Below are 17575 nucleotides of genomic sequence, written 5' to 3' on the forward strand. Positions count from 1 at the left end.
AGCATACATACTCGTTACCTCTTACTCTAGCGGAGTGTAATCGTGTATACCTTGCGCAGAAAACCACTCATCGTCAAGCTTTTATAAGAATTTGCACGCAGTCTAAGATAAACTAAACAGAATAGAGAAAAGTAATCTTACAAGGAAAGAGATATGACCGATTCCAACGGCATCCCATCAACAGAAAATTTGAATTCTGATTCACGAAGCAGTGAAGGCAGTGATTTGAACGAATCTCGGTGGGAGATTCCTGCTTTAGACGGCATTGATTTTCATACATCTCCTTCAGCAACTATTGAAAATACGCAGTCATTAGCACAGCTGAGCGAAGCTACCTCCACTACTATGCGTGCAATTTCAGAGCATTCAGAGCGGAGCCAGCCAAATCAACACAATCAGCAAAACGCTCACGATACCTCGATTGCTGCAACAGATACTTCAGGACCTGATCCTGAATCCACTGCAGCGTTCGATCCTTTAGCTGATGATGCCGATTTGCTTCCTGCCGGCGGCATTCAGCCAGCAGACCAGATGCCTACTATTGCTATCACCTCGCCCAGCAGTGAAAGCGAACTAGCAACAGCTCCTCTTGCTGCAGCTCCTGCTAGTTTCCCAGCTTCTGCAGCTCCTGCAGCGTTGGATGCGCCAACAACTGTAGCTTCACCAATCGAGGTAGGCACACAGACAGAGCTAGCCGATAGTTTGTCTGTATTCGCTGAAGATGAATTAGAAAAGACACAGATTATTACCAACCCTATGTCTGGTCGCCACGCACATGTTGCGGAATCTTCTTCGCACAAGGATGCTGACCGCAATACTAAACGTATGCTTATCTGGGGTATCAGCGGCGTTCTAGTCCTCGTTCTTATCGTTGTGCTTGCCGTATTCTTCCGTAATTCTGCTACAGCGCATACTCATGAAGAAGTTCTTAGCTCTTGCCTCGCAAGTCGCAAAGCAGCAGAAGATTCATCAAAGAAGTTACAAGAGGTTATTCAAAAGAATGAATCCGTAGCTAATACGCAGTCATCTGATGTAGACGATACAGCTACTCTTACTCGCGTCAAGAATGCTGTAAGCCAAGCTAAGGCTTCTATTGATAACTTCAATGAGTTCGACAAATGCGAGGATTCTCTTCCAGACGCTCAACTCACAAAAATCGGCGCACAAGCTGATGATGTGGTAACCAAGCAGAATGATTACACGAATAAAATTACCAAGGCTGCAGCAGCGGTAGAAAAATCTAAGTCTACGAAGTCTGTATCTAATGCGAAAAATGATTTAAGCACCAAGCGTCAAGAAGCACAAAGCTTGTATGATTCCTCTGCAGATAAAGTGACAGATGAAAATACGCGCACAAATTTGAAGAAAGCTATTGAAGCAGCTGACGCGATTATTTCTCAAAACTCCAAAAACGTAACCAAACAGCAGTACTCATCTGCCATAGAAACCTTGAACAACACAATGACTGCTGTGCAAAATTCCATGAAGGCTTACGAGCAGGCGGAAGAAGCAAAGCGTAAGGAAGCAGAATCGCGAGCTCAAGGCGTATGTGGTAACTTTGCTGGCACGTATTCAGATGGTTCTACACAATTCACGCTCAACGGTGACTGCTCTATAACCTACGCAGACCATTCTCAAGGTTCACCAAGCTCATGTACTTTTGAGGACGGTTCCACCGGCGCTTGCGCACATGTGGACGATCAAGATAATCCTTCACGTATCACGTGGTCTATGCAGTGCTCAAGTGCGGGAGCATGTCAGAATGCGAACGTCGTGCTTTCAGGTAACGGGGAAAGCGCTAGCATGAATGTTGGTGGACGAACATATTCGAAGCAATAACAGAAACAACGAGACAAGCAATAAGACAACTAATAAGAAATTGCTGAATTGTGAATAATTGCGCAATAGGAGCACCGTACTTCACACCATGAGGCGCGGTGCTCGTCTATTCAGCACGGTGCTCGTCTATTCAGCGCTACGTGTACTGGGACTGCGTAAGACAGCGCGTGCAAGACAGCGTACACAAGGCAGCGAACAAGAAAAGCACAACAGAAAACTTGCAAAACTACCACAAGAGAAAACGAGAGGGCTACGTATGGCCAATATATCTGAAAAAGCCTCTGGGGCAAACGCTCAGGCTCGGGCAAACGCTCAAAGTACGACGACTGCTCAAACCAAGCAAGCCACTAACACCGATCCAGCAAATAATCAGGAGCATCTTAAAAAGGGTCTGCAAAACCGTCACATCCAGCTGATTGCTTTGGGTGGCGCAATTGGAACAGGACTGTTCTACGGTTCCGCTGAATCCATTCAGCTAGCTGGTCCTTCTATTCTGCTCACCTACCTGCTTGGCGGCGCACTTATCTTCTTGATTGTGCGAGCACTGGGTGAAATGAGCACCTACGATCCAAAAGCCGGTGCGTTCAGCTACTACGCAAGCCATTACTGGAGTAAGCGCGCTGGTTTTGTAAGTGGTTGGAATTACTGGGCAAACTACCTGCTCGTTTCGATGGTGGAACTGGCTGTTGTTGGTCAGTTCGTGCAATACTGGTTCCCCACTATTCCTGCTTGGGTGAGCGCTGCCGTCTTTATGGTGCTGATTACCGCTGCGAATATGCTGGGCGTTAAAGCTTTCGGTGAATTTGAATTCTGGTTTGCCATTATTAAGATTGTGGCTGTTATTGCCATGATTATTGTGGGCATTGCAGTTATTTTTATGGCTATTCCAGACGCTGATGGTGCTATTCCTGGTCTACATAATCTTGCCAACTTCTTCCCTAACGGTTTCTTTACCGCGCATCACGCGGCAGGTTCGAGCGCAGCGGGCGCTGCGGGCGGCGTTACGTATTCGGGCGTGCTCATGGCGCTGGTTGTGGTTATGTTCAGCTTTGGCGGCACTGAACTTATCGGTATTACCGCTGGCGAAGCCGAAGATCCTAAGAAGTCCATTCCAAAGGCAACGAACGAAGTTGTATGGCGTATTCTGCTCTTCTATGTGGTGGCGCTCTTCGTTATTATGTGCGTCGTTCCTTGGGATAAGATTGGCGTTCCGAATAAGAACGGTGTTGTGGTGAGCCCGTTCGTTCAGATTTTTGATTCTGTAGGCATTCAGTTCGCAGCCGGACTGCTCAACTTTGTGTGCTTAACTGCAGTTATTAGTGTATATAATTCGGCTCTGTACTCAAACTCGCGCATGCTCTATTCTTTGGCTTTGCAGGGTAACGCCCCTGCTTATTTGAGCAAAACCAATAAGAGAGGCGTTCCTCACTGGGGCGTTCTTACCTCGGCAGCGATTACGGTTATTGCTGTGGTTGTTGTGTTCCTCTGGCCTGAGTTCGCGTTTAACTATCTTATGTCGATTGCTACCTTCTCCGGTATTTTGAACTGGTCATTGATTGCTATTACTCAGATGAAGTTCCGCAAGTTTATTGGCGCTGATGGAGAGAAAGAGCTTACGTTTAAGCTTCCTTTGGCTAAGATTACGCCGTGGATTATTTTGATTGCAATGCTCGCTATTTATGCGCTCATGTGGCTGTCTCCAAGCTACCGCGTCGCCGCTTGGTTAGGACCAATCTGGTGCGTTGTTCTTGTTGTTGCGTACGAGATTACACAGCGTTTTAAGTAGACGTAACACAGGGTGTGTAGGTTATTGATTAACGTACACACCCTTCCTTTATGTAAAGAGTACAGATGAGTTGGGATGTTATTACAATAATCCTGATTATTGTAGGCATTATTGCCGTTATTGCTCTTGCCTCATACTTCAGCATTCAAAGCCGTCTCGAGCGTAAAGCCGAAGAACGAGCACAGGGTAACGAAATCGACCGTCAGAACGCGCAAGACTTACGTGAAATCGCAAGCCAAATTGAGCGCGGTCGATCCATGTACCCGTAAAATTTACTGCGCTACAGCTGCTGCAGAGGCATCACCGCGAATATTCACTAAAGCCGTATTAAACGCTTCGGTGGTCCAGCTAGCACCAGCTACAGTATCGAGCTTTAAATCTTTGAGCTCTTTGCCCACAATTACGTCTTCAATCTGCTTTACGAAAGCTTTAGAATAACGTTGTGAAATAGCGCTGGTATTCGTTGGAGTCACGGTTACATCGTTAATTGTGCCGTCTCCCAAAGTAAGCGAGACTTCCATTGTGCTGGCCGCATGCTCACCATAATTACCCGTTACAGAATATGTACCATCTGCATACACGCCTGTATCTTCAGACGCGGTAGGGAACTTCATCTCATTGCTCACGTTCTCGCCCGAATTGTTCGACGAGCTCGACGAGTTGCTACTCGATTCGCTTTGCGTATCCGCGTTATCTCCTGCGGCAGGAGCCTTCGCTGAGCAGCCTGCTAACAGCACACCAGCAGCTACCACACCAATACTCGCTAAAGCAAGTTCTTTCTTCGCCATAACCTTACGTAACCCCCTACTCAAAATGCGCGCGGTCAATCGTATCTTTTGCCGATTTCGTCGGATCGACAAAATCACCGGCTTCGCTGGCCGCCACAGAAGAATCAGACGCAGCTAAAGCCTCAAAATCAGCCTGAGCAGCCGCATCGTTCCACTTCTCTCCCACCAGTTTACCGTGGTTGAGCATAATCTCACGCTGCGCCTGACCGGCCACCGTCGAATCGTGCGTAACAACGATAATCGTGGTGCCCTGTTCGTGCAGGTTCTTAAACAGATCCAAAACAATCTGCTCATTAGCCTCATCCAAGTTACCGGTCGGCTCATCAGCAAGAATAATTTCCGGACAGTTAATCAAAGCGCGAGCAATGCACACACGCTGCTGTTCGCCACCGGAAAGCTCTCGCGGCAAGTGATGTGCGCGGTCTTCCAAACCAACTTGGCGCAGCGCATCCATCGCCTGCTTCTCATCGACAACCGAATGATAATACTGAGCAGCCATCACGTTCTCTACAGCCGTTAAATGCTGAACGAGGTAAAACTTTTGGAACACCAAACCGACAACGTTTTTGCGCACCTGAGCCAGCTCGCGCTCACGCAAGTGCTCAACGTTATTGCCTTGCAGACGAACCTCGCCCTTACTTGGCGTATCGAGACAGCCAATAATATTCATTAACGTGGTCTTACCCGAACCTGATGACCCCACGATCGAGAGCCACTGACCGCGCGGAACGGTCAAATTAATATCGTCTAAAGCATGCAAATCGCCATAAATTTTCGAGACATGGTCTAAATGCAATAAAACATCCGTCATTTTCTTCACCCTACTCTTCTCTACTCTTCTCGCAAGACCACAGCCGGATTAATGCGCGAAGCTTTACGCACCGGAAGAATCGAAGCAATAACCGCGATAAGCGCCGCGACCGCAACGCACGCGAGCATAAGCCACACGTTCGGAAGCGCGGAACGGTCGAATACCGCTTGAATAAGCACAACGGCCACGCCCGCACCAATCAGCACGCCCGCAATACCGCCGGCCACGCCATACAACGCGGACTCCACATAGAATTCGCGCGCAATCGAAGTATTCGACGCTCCCAATGCTTTGCGCAAACCAATTTCGTTGCGACGCTGAGACACAATCGAAGTCATGGTGGTCGATACGCCCACGAGGGTGAGCGCCACAATAACAATGGAAATAATCCAAAACAGCGTGGTAAGCATGGTAATAATGCTCGCGTTCGCCGTCGAAATCTTGCTGACCGCTTGGGCAGTGACGTTCATCGAGGTCATGTTATTAATGCTGTTCACGAGCTTGGTTAAGTCCGCACCACTGGCTTGCGATGAGTATTCGATAACGTCCGCACCGCGCTTTTCGCCGGTGAGCTGCTCGAGCGTATCGAGCGTGCTGTACACCATCGAATCCTCGCGACCACCTGTGCTCACAATGCCTACAATGCGCATGCGCGTACCGTCTGTATCGAGGATAGTGCCGTTAGCCGTATTCTTCTCGATAGCGCCCACGGTTATGCTCTGCCCCACGTGCACGCTCAGTTTGTCGGCAACATCAGTTCCTAGGAGCACCTCGTTCGTGTGCGCTGGCCAGGCTCCGGTTATATCCCAGAACTTGTTCATCGCTTTCACTTCAGCCGAATCGATGCCAGCCATCTGATACGAGGCAGAGTTAATGCGCACCGTATCATAACGATAGGTTGCATGGATTTCGTCGAAATCAGTGGCGCGCATCATTTCGGTGGTATGGTCCACCATCATCTGTTGGATACCGTTTTCGGTTTTACCGGTTTGATTGCTCGTAACCACCAGGTTCGCGCCGTACGTGCGCATTTCCTCGGTCATTTGGGCAGGAACAACAATACAGACCATAACAAGCACGAAAAGTGTAGCCGCTCCCACAGCAGAAGCAATGACTGCCATAAGCGCGCGTGAACGACGGCGGAAAACAGCACCGCGAATCATCGTCCAGAACATGGCTCGCCGAGCGCGATCTTGCTTCTTTACATCGTCTAAACTAAATTCTTTTTTATCTTCTTTATCTACCATGGAGAACCTCTGCTGGTTTCATATTCAAAATCGAACGTAATGCAGACACCGACGCCACCAGCACAGTCAATGCCAAGAGCACTGCCACCAACACAAACACCATCGGACGCATAACAATACCCGCACTAAACACCACGCGCCCAATGCCTTGAGCCACCAGAGCGCCGAGTCCGGCTCCCACCACAGCGCCGAGTAAGCAGATAGACGCGGTTTCTGCGAGAATAAATCGCATAGCCTCACTATTGGTTGCACCAATCGCCTTACGCAGAGCGATTTCGCTCGAGCGCTCAGCCGTAGCAGCGGCCATCAAATTGGCCACCGCAATAGCCGCCGCGATTAAGGTTAAAGCAGTCATCACGATCATAATCGCTTGCGTCTTTTGCATAACATTGCCCTGCAAAGCCGCAATCTGACGCACTTGCTTGGCCACAGCTCCTGGCATGACCTCTTCAATCTGGTAGGCAATAGAGCTTACATATGCCGTGCAATACCAGGTATCCCACTCGGTCTGCGACACCGAAGCTGGAGACTTTTCTACCTTGCGCGCCAAGTCGTTTTCTGGGGTGGTCAGGGCCTTCACTTCCACATAGTTCACGCTATCGGGCAGATTCGTTACCTCTTGCAGAACCGATGTGGACGTAAAAATGGCTTTATCGTCGTCATCGCTGGAATGGAAAATGCCGACGACTTGCACGATATGCTCGCGGCCGTCGTTACCTTCGCTGCCCTCCCGACCTAACGTAAGCGCATCGCCGATTTTTACCCCGTGAGCGGCGGCAAAAGTCGACCCCACCATGGCTTCACTCGACCCATCGTTAGCCCACTTGCCGTCCACACTCCACCAGGAGCGCATGGCCTTAAGCCCCACAACAGTTTTTTCGCCTGTTGGCAGGTCGAGAGTTTTGTGGAACCATGTGCCCACCACCGGTACTTTCTCAACTGCAGCCGAGCCAACACCAACGCTCACATGCTGATTCAACTGCGGCGCAAAATTCAAAATATTGTACGCCCAGAAAATCGTCTTCATATTAGGTAAATCCGATTCCTTCAAAAAGCGCGTCGGATCTGTTGGCGACGAACTAGGCGTAGATGTGGAACTCGAGGAATACAACTCACTCAACACAGCATCAGATTGCGGACGAACCGTAATATTCGAACCGTAGGTCGATAATTCATCGTTGAGCTTATCTCCCACATCAAAAACGACGCCGAGCATAGCCGTCGATACGGTGGCAGCCAGCAGAACAGTCAAGCCCATAAGCAAGCGTTTGCGCAGTTCTTGGGTGAGCGAGCGAGCTATCATGCGGACAAAAAACATGCCAATCTCCCTCCCTAACGCTTAAAGTACGAGCTCATAGCGTCCAAATCCGCCGCCTTCACGGTAAGCGTGGAGCCATCGTTCTCGAAGTTGAGCGGAACCGGATTGCAGCCGCCCTTAAAACCAATGGTGGCAATATTCATAGCCACACCGCATTCTTTGCAAATAATCTTGCCGTCTTTTTCGTAATAACCAGCGTCTCCACAGCTATCGCAGGCATCAAGCACCACAACCACAGAACCTGCACCCTTCTTAATAGCCAAGAAATACATAGTTGTTCCGTCAGACGCCTGATACTTAAAGCGATGCAGATGACCATCATCAACCTGCGAAACCTTAATCGAGGCCACGCCGTTGGACAGCGAGTATTTTTCTGGCTCCGCAAGTTTGATTTCCTGCTTTGTTGCGGCCACACCGTAGGTAAGAGCTGCTGATACCGCGCATACCGCGAGGAGAGAGAACGCGACGGCCGCGTAAGCGTGACGCTTAAACTTGCGGTGAGAGCGTACGATAGCCATCGTCTCGCCTGTTTTCGCACGGCGCCACCCGGCAATAACCGTAGCGATAATCGGAAGAATAAACACAGCCGCCTGAGCAATCACAATGCTCATACCATGGTTGAGTCCCCACGCTAAAGCGCTAAACAGCACGCGGTTTAAGCGGATTGTGCGCGTGCTAAACAAAATCTGAAGCAAATCAATGCAGTGCTGAGCGCCAATGCACACAATTAAAGCGGCGGCGGCTACAGCGAAAATGCGCGGCGAAATGCTGCTCTTCATCGAGGAGAAAATCGCGGCAATCACAATGCTGGCCGCAATGCCCAGCGCAAAACCGAGCGCACGCAACAGCATATCGGAGGTAAAGATCGATTCTCCGGTTTCTACGAAATTCGTGACGTTTAAGATAACGTCGGGGAAAGCACGGAAGTACAGGAAAGCAAGGCTGAGGCCGAACAGGATGTTTATGCCATCAATAGCGCGAGGGCTATAAGCTTTTTGCATCTTCCACACAGAAGATACAGCCAGATACACGCACACGGCGATGCTCAACACATCCAGCACCACACAGGCTACCAAAGTTGGGTAGTTGACCATTGTGCGCTGCGTAATAATGCTCGTGCCACGCAACGTTGCGAACACCACAGCGCCCACCAAACCGAGTACTACGCCGCCAATGCGCGCAAAACGCGAACGTCGACGATACTCGACGTCGAAAGGCTTGCATACGGCGCTATAAACCATAGTGAGCAGAATCGGACCTAAAGATCCAGGAAAAGCGTGAACAAATTGTTCGAGCATTATGCCTTCTTCACGAAAATGCGGGAAAGCACTCGCCGCTGGAAAACCCCTGTACACAGAATCCAAGCGGCAAGTACTTACGATGGATTCAGATAACCTGAATTACCGAATTACCACTGCATTGGAGTGTAATCCCAATCGAAGCTTACTTCGAGAGGAGTGGTCCAGAACTTGCCCTTCACACCTGTTTCCTTATCTACGTGCAAGGTCCAACCCTTCTCAGCTGGAGAAGCAATGCTGAGCTTAACAGTGTAAGAACCAGCTTTATCAAGCTTTACGTTTGCACCGTAGTGAGGGCCATCATCTGCATTCATCTGCATGAAAGTACCGGAGGTTGCAGTTTCCTTGGTCTCCTTGTTAATGATTTCGTAGGATACAGTCAAATCTGGAACGAAGTCACCCTTTGCATAACCGAGATTGTTGTCCTTGAGGGCGTGAATATCTGCTTCGAGGTGGAAGCTTGCTTCTGCTGCAGACAAGCCCATACCTGCTGGCTCCATATCAACTGGCTGGAAGTACACCATAGCCACGTTGAGTGGGCCGACTTCCTGGTCCTCGCCAATTGGGAACTCTTCGAAGCCTGCACCATCGCTGGTGGAATCGGACTTGTTATCGCTCTTGGTGCTGGAGCTGGAGCTGTGGTCGTGGGAAGCAGAAGAGCTGCTTGTATTGTTGCCACATGCTGCCAAGCCGAGGGTTCCTGCCAGAACCAGAGCCAAAGCTGCTGCTAAACGAGATTTCTTCATTTTCTTCTCTCTTTCGTGTTCGTTGTGTTGTCGTGTTTACTTTTTACACAGTCCATACGAGTGGAATTTTAGTTTTGAGCTGCGGCGCGAAGCTGTGCAGCTCGCTTGCGTCGAATAGTTGACACAATGTACAGCGCAATAACAATGATTGCCATCACAATTTGGAATACAACGGTTTGTACGTATGGATACAAGCCGAGGAAGTCGTTGGTTGGCCAGGAGGCCATGTAGATGCCATCGAAAACGTCTGCCTCAATGAGTTCGTGCAGACCCGAGCCAGCGAAAATAACCACGAGCACGGAAACCAAAATGGACATAACATTAAAGAATTGCTTGCATGGAATCTTTACCGAGGTAAAGCGAATAATCAGGAAGATAGCCACCAAGGCAATGGTTGCGACCAGCGCACCCCACCACACAGGCATGTGATTTTCCGCAGTATCCATAGCTAGCAAAGCTTCGTAGAAAATAACGGTTTCGGCACCTTCACGGAATACAGCCAAGAACGACAAAATAGCCAGAGACATAACCGAACCATTGGAAATGCTTTGCTTCGTCTTCTCGTCTACGTACGCGCTCCACGCTTCATGGTCTGCCTTGCTCAACATCCAGTTGCTCGTGTAGAGCAGCATAACCATAGCAATCAGCGCGGTAACACCTTCGAAGACTTCCTGATGCGAACCGGCAGCCTTAAAAATAAAGGTGAGCAGAGCCGCCATAATTGCCGATGCAATCAAACCGCCCACAACGCCTAAGTAAATGTACTTAAGCATGCGCTTGTAGCCCTGCTTGGCGAGGTACGCGATAACCGCGGCGACCACGAGAATAGCTTCGAGGCCTTCGCGCAGCAGAATAATAAACGCCTGACCGAAGGAGGAGGTAATGAAGGATACGAACGGATTTACCTTCGCGGCAGCACCCTCATCGAGAACCTTCGCATCGGTAACAATCATCGACTTAAGGGTTTGCACATTGCGCTTAATCTCAGCTTCCGACTTGCCACCCACCATAGATTTGCGGGTTTCCTTAAACTGATTTTCCACTTCCGATACGCGCGCACCCGAAATTGCGCTCATCACAGTTTTCTCGAAACCGAGCTTTTCGTAGTGCTGATAGTAGGCTTCGTTCACCAGCGCAGCACCCTTGCGACCATCGCCGCCGGTGGTGGCTGCTGTTTGCGCTTTATCCAAGATCGCGGTCATTTCTACCGCAACATCGGACCATGTGCGCGAGCCGCGACCGGTATTTTTGCGTACTTTCGCTGCGTCAAGCTTTTTGCGCTCTTCAGCGATTTTTTTGGCGCGCTCGGCAGCAAAATCGCGAGGATTTGCCAGCTGAGCATTCGCATCCAGCGCCGCCGCCAGGCTTGCAATCTGCGCTTGCACAGCGCTTACGCGACTAGGAATCTCGGCCTGCTTCGCACTGTTATACACGTCTGTGGTCAGCGCCATCAGTTCGCTTTTCACGCTTTGCGCGGTCGCCGCGTCTGCATATTGCCCGGCCACCACAGTCATGTTGGAGGCTACATAATCCACATTGTAAGCACGCTGGAAAGCTGATGCTGCGCTGGTCGAATCGCCAGCGTTAAGCGATTCCACACCCGCATTCAAATCTGTGGAAATAAGCTCAGCCACTGCAGTCCAGCTGTCCTTATCGGAACTGTTTTCGGCTGCAACGGCAGTATTCATCGCAAAAAATTGCCCTGCGCCCGCTGTTGCGTGCGTAGGGAGAGTTGTTGGGAGTACAAAAGATGCCATAAACAGCATAGCCATAACCATCATGACCGCTGCCGCCATACATACCCGCTTTACGCGATCGAATGCATGTTGGAATGTCACTTCTCTCACCTCTCCAGTAGCGATTTTCTCTACCCTTCAGAACTAAAGCGTAAAACAATTTCGCTAAAAGTAAAGAGTTTTGTAAAAATATCCCTGATTTTGGTATAGCATGCGCGTGTTTGCTGGGTTATGGTGAAGATATGAGTTTGGTTCTTGATTTCCCGCACGCACTCGGTTCTGGTTTGATTATGTCCAGCGACCGCGATTTAAGTTCCGCACGCTCTGATTGCGCTGCGCTTATCTCGGATTTTGACCATGCTTTGTCTCGTTTTCGCTCGGATAGCTTGCTCAGCTCTCTGACCGGTTCTGCTCGCCGCGTTGAGTTTCCGTTGTTCTGCGCGCCGCTTTTCGATCTGTATGATCTTATGTTCGCCGCCACCTCTGGCCGATTTACACCCACTATCGCTGATTCTTTGCTACGTATGGGCTACGGTCATGTCTACGGTTGGCTGGGCGATAAGCCGGTTGTGTGGGGGCGTGACGTGTGGCGCAACGATGGAGAGCCGAACGTATTGTATACCTCGCGCCCTGTTCATCTGGATTTTGGAGCTGCTGGAAAAGGCTATCTCGTCGATTTATTGCGCATGCTTATTGGCGATGATTGCATGATTAACGCGGCTGGAGATATTTTTATGTCGGGCGACGGCACGGTCGCTCTCGAGAACCCATGGAATGTTGAGCAGGCTGTAGGCATTGTGCGCGTGCCTGCCAACGCGGCCGTGTGTGCCTCCTCCCCTGCTCGTCGCCATTGGACGGCGCTGAATACCGCGCAGGAAGTACACCATATTGTGGATGCCACTACCAGTGAAAACCCGCACGATGTTGCCGCTACCTGGACTCTCGTACGGTCGGAAGATACACAATTCCCTACTGCGTGGGCCGATGCGTTAAGTACTACCCTGTTTTTCTGTGACCCCAACAGCCTGCTCCTGCCGAGTATTCCACGCTTCGAGTTCGCGCGCTTGTTGAGCACGAAAAACGCCCAGCAATCACACAACTGGCCGGGCGAATTTTTCGTTAAGTAACAGTAAGCTTAGGCTTTCTTCTCTTTGATGTAGCAGTACGTACCGAAAGCTGCAAGCCAGACGAGGCCAGCCACCGCAGGAATAATTCATCTTCATTGATACCTCCCGTATTTACCTGTTCAAGAACGTCATCATATTCATTCATAGCTTCATCGATGTTAGATTCTTATAGCTCGTGAGCTAACGGGTGAAGTATTATGCGAATCTTGTTCCTGAAAAGTGGGCATAGAAGTTCTAATCGGTATCAGAAAGCTTGTCATTAAGAATGACTGGTACTATAGCTGGACGTAGAACGTTCACAAAGACTCTCCTTCGTGTCTTTTCACTATAAATAGTAACCTAGAGACAGGAGGAACGAACCGCACATGACCGAAAAACGCGCAAAAATTGGTGTCATAATACTAGCTATGATTATCATTGTCACCGCATGTTGGTATCTGCATCCTTCATTTGTCTGGACGACATCGCAATCACATAATTTTTCACGATTCCAGTTATTCACTCTTGAGTACAAACTCAGAGCAGAAAATTTCATATCGCTAGCTAACACTAAAACGATATATGCCAAATACGATGAATACTCAACACAATTCTACATTGATACCGCTATTCTCGTTAGCCGCTGCGATGGCGAAGGCTCATATTGTGTTCAAGGAGATAAACTATATGCCGCCTACAAGAAATATGGTCGCAAGAATATCGCAATGGTGGATATGCGCTTGGTATCACCAGACGGGGAAATTCATTATCAGACATTGTATTATGCGTGGCGTTGGGGCGTTTGGATACTCTTTGACTCTGGGTTCTAAATCAAGCACTTATAGTTATGCGGGACAGCACCAGTAACCCGCAAGCGCACTCGGCTACAATATTTATACACAACAATCTTTAAGAACTCCGCTGTTGTGCAGCTTATAGCTAATAATGGGTGGCTATGCATAACCACCCATTATCAATGATTTAATGTTCCTTGTTCATATGGCAATATATTCCAAAAATCAGGAGCCATATAATACCAGCAACCGCAGGAATAATACGTTCTGACGACAAGAACAGCGATACATAAATGCACACGTAGAAAATAATGCCAATCACATCGAAGAAGCGGTAGCCGCGCAAAATAAAGCCGTCCGTACTAAACTGCGGACTCTTACGGTACTTATAGTGCGCAACCAGGGTGAGAATGTAAATAAAAATAATCACCGCACTCGAAGCCGAGGAGAAGAGCGTAAACGCGGACTTAATCGCTGGAATAACGCTGACCACTGGCGACAGCAGAATCAGCACAGACGAGCCGATAATTGCTCGCGCTGGAACTTTCGTCTCGGAAATCTCATCGAGCTTCAAGCGAGACAGCAGGCTATCGGCCGGGGCATCCTCAGCCAACTGGAAGAGGTGACGTCCTGCCGAGTACAAAAGCGAGTTAAGCGCAGAACTTGCAGCCGTAATCACCACGAAGAAGACGAGGCCTGCAGCCCAATCCAACCCAGCGTAACGGAAAACCATAATAAACGGCGACGCGTAATTTCCTTGCGCGTCCGGCATAAAGGTCTGCCACGGCACAATGCACATAATGGCCACCAAAGCGCCCACGTAGAAAATCAAAATACGGTAAACCAGCTGATTAATAGCTTTCGGCAAAATCTCGCGCGGATTCTCTGTTTCCGAGACGGTTACGCCCACGAACTCAATCATTTCGTATGCGAAGAACACCATAGGGAAAGCCATAAAGAAGCTGGTCCAGCCGTGCGGCGCGAAGGAGAAACCCTGCAGCATGTTCATAATGCTGGCGTGACCAGCCGGCGTGGTGACGCCATTAATCGTCTGCTCCGGATAACTAAAGTTGACAACCAACATAGCTGCCGCAGTCAAAATCAAACCGACGATCAGCGCAATCTTAATCATTGCGAACCAAAACTCCGCTTCACCGAAAACCTTCACAGCAATCAAGTTCACGCTGGTGAGCACAACGAGGAAAATAATCTCAATCAACCATTTATATGCCGATAAATCGATGCCGAAGGTACCGAAAAAGCTCACGCAGTACGTGGAGACGGCAGCAATCTCGGTCATGCCAATCAAAATAAGAACAATCCAGTATGACCATCCCGCGAAACGTCCCCATGCTGGGCTCACGTAGCGCCCGATAAAATTAATAAAGGTGTGCTGGCTCGGATCGCGGTACATCAGCTCGCCAATCGCGCGCATCAGGATGTACATAAACAGGCCAACGGCGATGTACACGAAAACGATCGACGGACCGGTTAGGCCAATAGATTCACCCGAACCGAGGAACAAGCCGGTGCCTATAGCGCCGCCCATCGCGATAAACTGCACGTGACGGTTTTTGAGGCCGCGCTCCATCTGATTATTTTTATCGAGATGATCGACGGTCTTTAAATTATTTTTACTCGTATTGTCTGCAGAGTCAGTCATACAAGCCTTTCTTTTCTCTCTAAACCGAAAACCATTGTAACCTAGCAGTGTCACTAGCGGTTTAACGAAGGATACTTATGAATAAAATCTCCATGCGTCGCGCACAGCCGAGCGATGTTCCTGCCCTGATGGATTTGCTTCGTCAGGTGAACGAGGTGCACTTTCGCGGACGACCAGATCTGTTTCGTCGCGCCACCAAATACAGTGCGGACGATGTTTCTGCCACGATGTCGGACGATGATCGCCCGATTTTTGTGGCCACTGACGGTTCGCGCGTGCTCGCTCATATCTTCTGCCAGGTACGCGATTACCGCCCGAACCCGCTGCTGCAGGACATTAAAACCCTCTATATCGATGATGTATGCGTCAGCGATACCACGCGAGGCATGGGGATTGGGCGTATTGCTATGGATTGGATTTTTGATTGGGCGCGCAACGAGGGCTTTTATAATGTGACGCTCGGCGTGTGGGAATGCAATCCAGGAGCTCGTGCGTTTTATGAGGCTGTGGGCATGCAGGTGCAAGAAACCGTGATGGAGAAAATCCTGCGGTAAGAATTAAGGGAAGTGCTCTTACGAGCACTTCCCCTTTTAGTCTTTAAGCGGCTAGATTAGTCCTGCACCTGGGTACGAGCAATCTTACCGTTGAAGGACTGACCTTCATCAGCATCTGCAACGCCTTCACTGTTCCAGGAGAACATTGCGCGAAGCTTTGGACCAACAGTTTCAATACGAACGTTGGAGTACTTCTCCTGCAGTTCCTTGAAGTGTGGTGCGCCTGCATCCTGATCATCAATGAACTCCTTAGCGAAGGAGCCATCCTGAATGCGCTTCAAGTGATACTGCATGCGCTCACGGCAGGACTCGTCTACAACAGTGTTGGTGTAGTCACCGTACTGAGCGGTGTCGGAGCAAGACCAGCGAGCCTTGTTCAAGCCACCTTCATTCATGAGGTCTACGAGCATCTTCAACTCGTGGCATACCTCGAAGTATGCGATTTCTGGCTGGTAGCCAGCATCAGTAAGAACTTCGAAGCCCATTTCTACGAGCTTGTTTACGCCACCCATAAGAACGTTCTGCTCACCGAAGAGATCGGTTTCAGTTTCTTCCTTGAAGGTAGTCTTAATTGCGCCTGCACGCAAAGCACCGATACCTGCGGAGTATGCAAGGGTAATGTCCCAAGCATCGCCGTGTGGATCCTGCTCAACTGCTACAACTACTGGCACGCCGCGACCTTCGGTGTACTGACGGCGAACAATGTGACCAGGACCCTTTGGAGCAACCATGAATACTGGATGATCCTCAGATGGCTTGATGTAGCCGTAATGAATGTTAAAGCCGTGTGCGAAAGCAATTGCAGCGCCTGGCTTCAAGTTTGGCTCAATGTCGTTTGCCCAAATGGTGCGCTGGTACTGATCTGGAGCCAGAATCATAACGATGTCTGCTTCTGCAGTTGCATCTGCAACAGACTTCACTTCGAGGCCCTGTTCCTTTGCGAATTCTACAGACTTAGAATTTGGGCGAAGACCAACTACTACGTCTACGCCGGAATCGCGCAAGTTGAGTGCGTGTGCGTGACCCTGGGAACCGTAACCAATGATTGCTACCTTCTTGCCATCGAGAACCGAAGGGTTAGCATCCTTTTCATACCAAATTTGTGCTGCCATATGGCGCTCCTTTAAAATACTGCTTTTTGCTGTTATGCATAGTTGTGTAGACGCAGGATTTTGTCCCAACTCTTCGCTCAATCTTACTGATGACTCGTGATTTCACCGCATCGTGTACCAATATGTGGCTGATTTGTAGCTGAATATTTTTGGAGGGCGGACTTTGAGGTGTGGGCTGTGAGGTTAGGCTTGGGCTCTGCGCTGTAGCTCGTACAGCAGTTGGCTAGCTATTCTTGGTAAAGCTTTTACCACGAGTGATTTTTGGCTTCACACGACTGTAACGCGTAACACTACTGATAGCTGTAACAGTTAAAGCTATCAGTTCGCTTCAATCAAGTGCGAAAAGCTTGATTTTACGTGCTTTCTCAGTAAGGCATATAAGGGCGCACTACTGTAACGTGTACAGATGAGGTTGAACTGTATTAGGTAAAGCCTTTACCACGGCTAATTACACCCCCTCAAATTGCTTTAACGCGTAGCGCTAACGATAGCAGTCATAGATACAGCGCTAAGCTTCACACAAAAACGCAATATCAAAAGCTACCACAAAGTGCACGTTCACAAACAGCCATTTTCCACGCCATCGTCATCCAACTATTGAATTACGATACATTGAATCATGATTCATTTAATCGTGATTCAATAACGGCGTGAGCTGTAATCGCTGAAACCGTTAACCTTTCATGAGCGGGGGTATTCTATGTTTCTCGGTCGCCTCGAGCCTGTAGCGGTTATGCATTGAAATCGGCTTGTAGCCGCTCCATCAGGGGGGGGGGG

Annotated in this window: 15 protein-coding genes; 6 read left to right on the forward strand and 9 right to left on the reverse strand. The window is 49.4% G+C overall.

Annotated features, from left to right (window positions below; genetic code table 11):
- The first annotated feature begins 153 nt into the window (after nucleotides 1-153).
- The 3 genes from HMPREF2909_RS06405 to HMPREF2909_RS06415 all read left to right on the forward strand — a co-directional run bounded on the left by HMPREF2909_RS06405 (nucleotide 154) and on the right by HMPREF2909_RS06415 (nucleotide 3894).
- Nucleotides 154-1839, forward strand: coding sequence for a hypothetical protein (locus HMPREF2909_RS06405; protein WP_071415638.1), 1686 nt, complete (start codon nucleotides 154-156; stop codon nucleotides 1837-1839).
- 256 nt (nucleotides 1840-2095) lie between these two features.
- Complete coding sequence (locus tag HMPREF2909_RS06410; RefSeq protein WP_084797293.1) at nucleotides 2096-3625, forward strand: amino acid permease; 1530 nt, start codon at nucleotides 2096-2098, stop codon at nucleotides 3623-3625.
- Nucleotides 3626-3690: 65 nt separating this feature from the next.
- Nucleotides 3691-3894: a hypothetical protein gene (locus HMPREF2909_RS06415; RefSeq protein ID WP_022857329.1), complete on the forward strand. Its 204-nt coding sequence runs from the start codon at nucleotides 3691-3693 to the stop codon at nucleotides 3892-3894.
- A gap of 3 nt (nucleotides 3895-3897) precedes the next feature.
- Here the strand turns inward: HMPREF2909_RS06415 and HMPREF2909_RS06420 are convergent, their stop codons facing one another.
- From HMPREF2909_RS06420 to HMPREF2909_RS06450, 7 genes are all read right to left on the reverse strand, one after another.
- Nucleotides 3898-4413 (reverse strand): FMN-binding protein, encoded by a 516-nt coding sequence (locus HMPREF2909_RS06420; RefSeq protein ID WP_049206681.1) that lies wholly within the window; start codon nucleotides 4411-4413, stop codon nucleotides 3898-3900.
- 16 nt (nucleotides 4414-4429) lie between these two features.
- Nucleotides 4430-5224 carry an ABC transporter ATP-binding protein gene (locus HMPREF2909_RS06425; protein WP_049206683.1) on the reverse strand — a complete coding sequence of 265 codons (795 nt, stop codon included), beginning with the start codon at nucleotides 5222-5224 and terminating at the stop codon, nucleotides 4430-4432.
- Nucleotides 5225-5244: 20 nt separating this feature from the next.
- Nucleotides 5245-6399 carry an ABC transporter permease gene (locus tag HMPREF2909_RS06430; RefSeq protein ID WP_071416015.1) on the reverse strand — a complete coding sequence of 385 codons (1155 nt, stop codon included), beginning with the start codon at nucleotides 6397-6399 and terminating at the stop codon, nucleotides 5245-5247.
- A 61-nt stretch (nucleotides 6400-6460) separates the two neighbouring features.
- Nucleotides 6461-7789 carry an ABC transporter permease gene (locus HMPREF2909_RS06435; protein ID WP_071415639.1) on the reverse strand — a complete coding sequence of 443 codons (1329 nt, stop codon included), beginning with the start codon at nucleotides 7787-7789 and terminating at the stop codon, nucleotides 6461-6463.
- Between the two features lie 14 nt (nucleotides 7790-7803).
- The gene (locus HMPREF2909_RS06440; RefSeq protein WP_071415640.1) at nucleotides 7804-9087 is read right to left on the reverse strand and encodes a DUF2318 domain-containing protein; all 1284 of its coding nucleotides are present in this window, start codon (nucleotides 9085-9087) and stop codon (nucleotides 7804-7806) included.
- A 110-nt stretch (nucleotides 9088-9197) separates the two neighbouring features.
- The gene (locus HMPREF2909_RS06445; RefSeq protein ID WP_071415641.1) at nucleotides 9198-9833 is read right to left on the reverse strand and encodes an iron transporter; all 636 of its coding nucleotides are present in this window, start codon (nucleotides 9831-9833) and stop codon (nucleotides 9198-9200) included.
- A gap of 68 nt (nucleotides 9834-9901) precedes the next feature.
- On the reverse strand, nucleotides 9902-11671 hold the full coding sequence (locus tag HMPREF2909_RS06450) for an FTR1 family iron permease (RefSeq protein WP_246815525.1): 1770 nt from the start codon (nucleotides 11669-11671) through the stop codon (nucleotides 9902-9904).
- Nucleotides 11672-11811: 140 nt separating this feature from the next.
- Here HMPREF2909_RS06450 and HMPREF2909_RS06455 point away from each other — a divergent pair, with 140 nt between their 5' ends.
- Together HMPREF2909_RS06455 and HMPREF2909_RS06460 are read left to right on the forward strand one after the other, a co-directional pair.
- On the forward strand, nucleotides 11812-12696 hold the full coding sequence (locus HMPREF2909_RS06455) for an FAD:protein FMN transferase (protein ID WP_071415642.1): 885 nt from the start codon (nucleotides 11812-11814) through the stop codon (nucleotides 12694-12696).
- A 365-nt stretch (nucleotides 12697-13061) separates the two neighbouring features.
- Complete coding sequence (locus tag HMPREF2909_RS06460; RefSeq protein ID WP_071415643.1) at nucleotides 13062-13505, forward strand: hypothetical protein; 444 nt, start codon at nucleotides 13062-13064, stop codon at nucleotides 13503-13505.
- Nucleotides 13506-13656: 151 nt separating this feature from the next.
- Here the strand turns inward: HMPREF2909_RS06460 and HMPREF2909_RS06465 are convergent, their stop codons facing one another.
- Nucleotides 13657-15132: an amino acid permease gene (locus HMPREF2909_RS06465; RefSeq protein ID WP_071415644.1), complete on the reverse strand. Its 1476-nt coding sequence runs from the start codon at nucleotides 15130-15132 to the stop codon at nucleotides 13657-13659.
- Between the two features lie 77 nt (nucleotides 15133-15209).
- Here HMPREF2909_RS06465 and HMPREF2909_RS06470 point away from each other — a divergent pair, with 77 nt between their 5' ends.
- Nucleotides 15210-15686 carry a GNAT family N-acetyltransferase gene (locus tag HMPREF2909_RS06470; protein ID WP_049206691.1) on the forward strand — a complete coding sequence of 159 codons (477 nt, stop codon included), beginning with the start codon at nucleotides 15210-15212 and terminating at the stop codon, nucleotides 15684-15686.
- 56 nt (nucleotides 15687-15742) lie between these two features.
- Here HMPREF2909_RS06470 and ilvC read toward each other — a convergent pair whose 3' ends face one another.
- Nucleotides 15743-16798 (reverse strand): ketol-acid reductoisomerase, encoded by a 1056-nt coding sequence (ilvC, locus tag HMPREF2909_RS06475; protein WP_021617480.1) that lies wholly within the window; start codon nucleotides 16796-16798, stop codon nucleotides 15743-15745.
- Nucleotides 16799-17575 lie beyond the last annotated feature (777 nt).

The sequence above is a fragment of the Alloscardovia sp. HMSC034E08 genome (genome assembly GCF_001813415.1).
GTDB classification, from domain to species: Bacteria; Actinomycetota; Actinomycetes; order Actinomycetales; family Bifidobacteriaceae; genus Alloscardovia; species Alloscardovia omnicolens.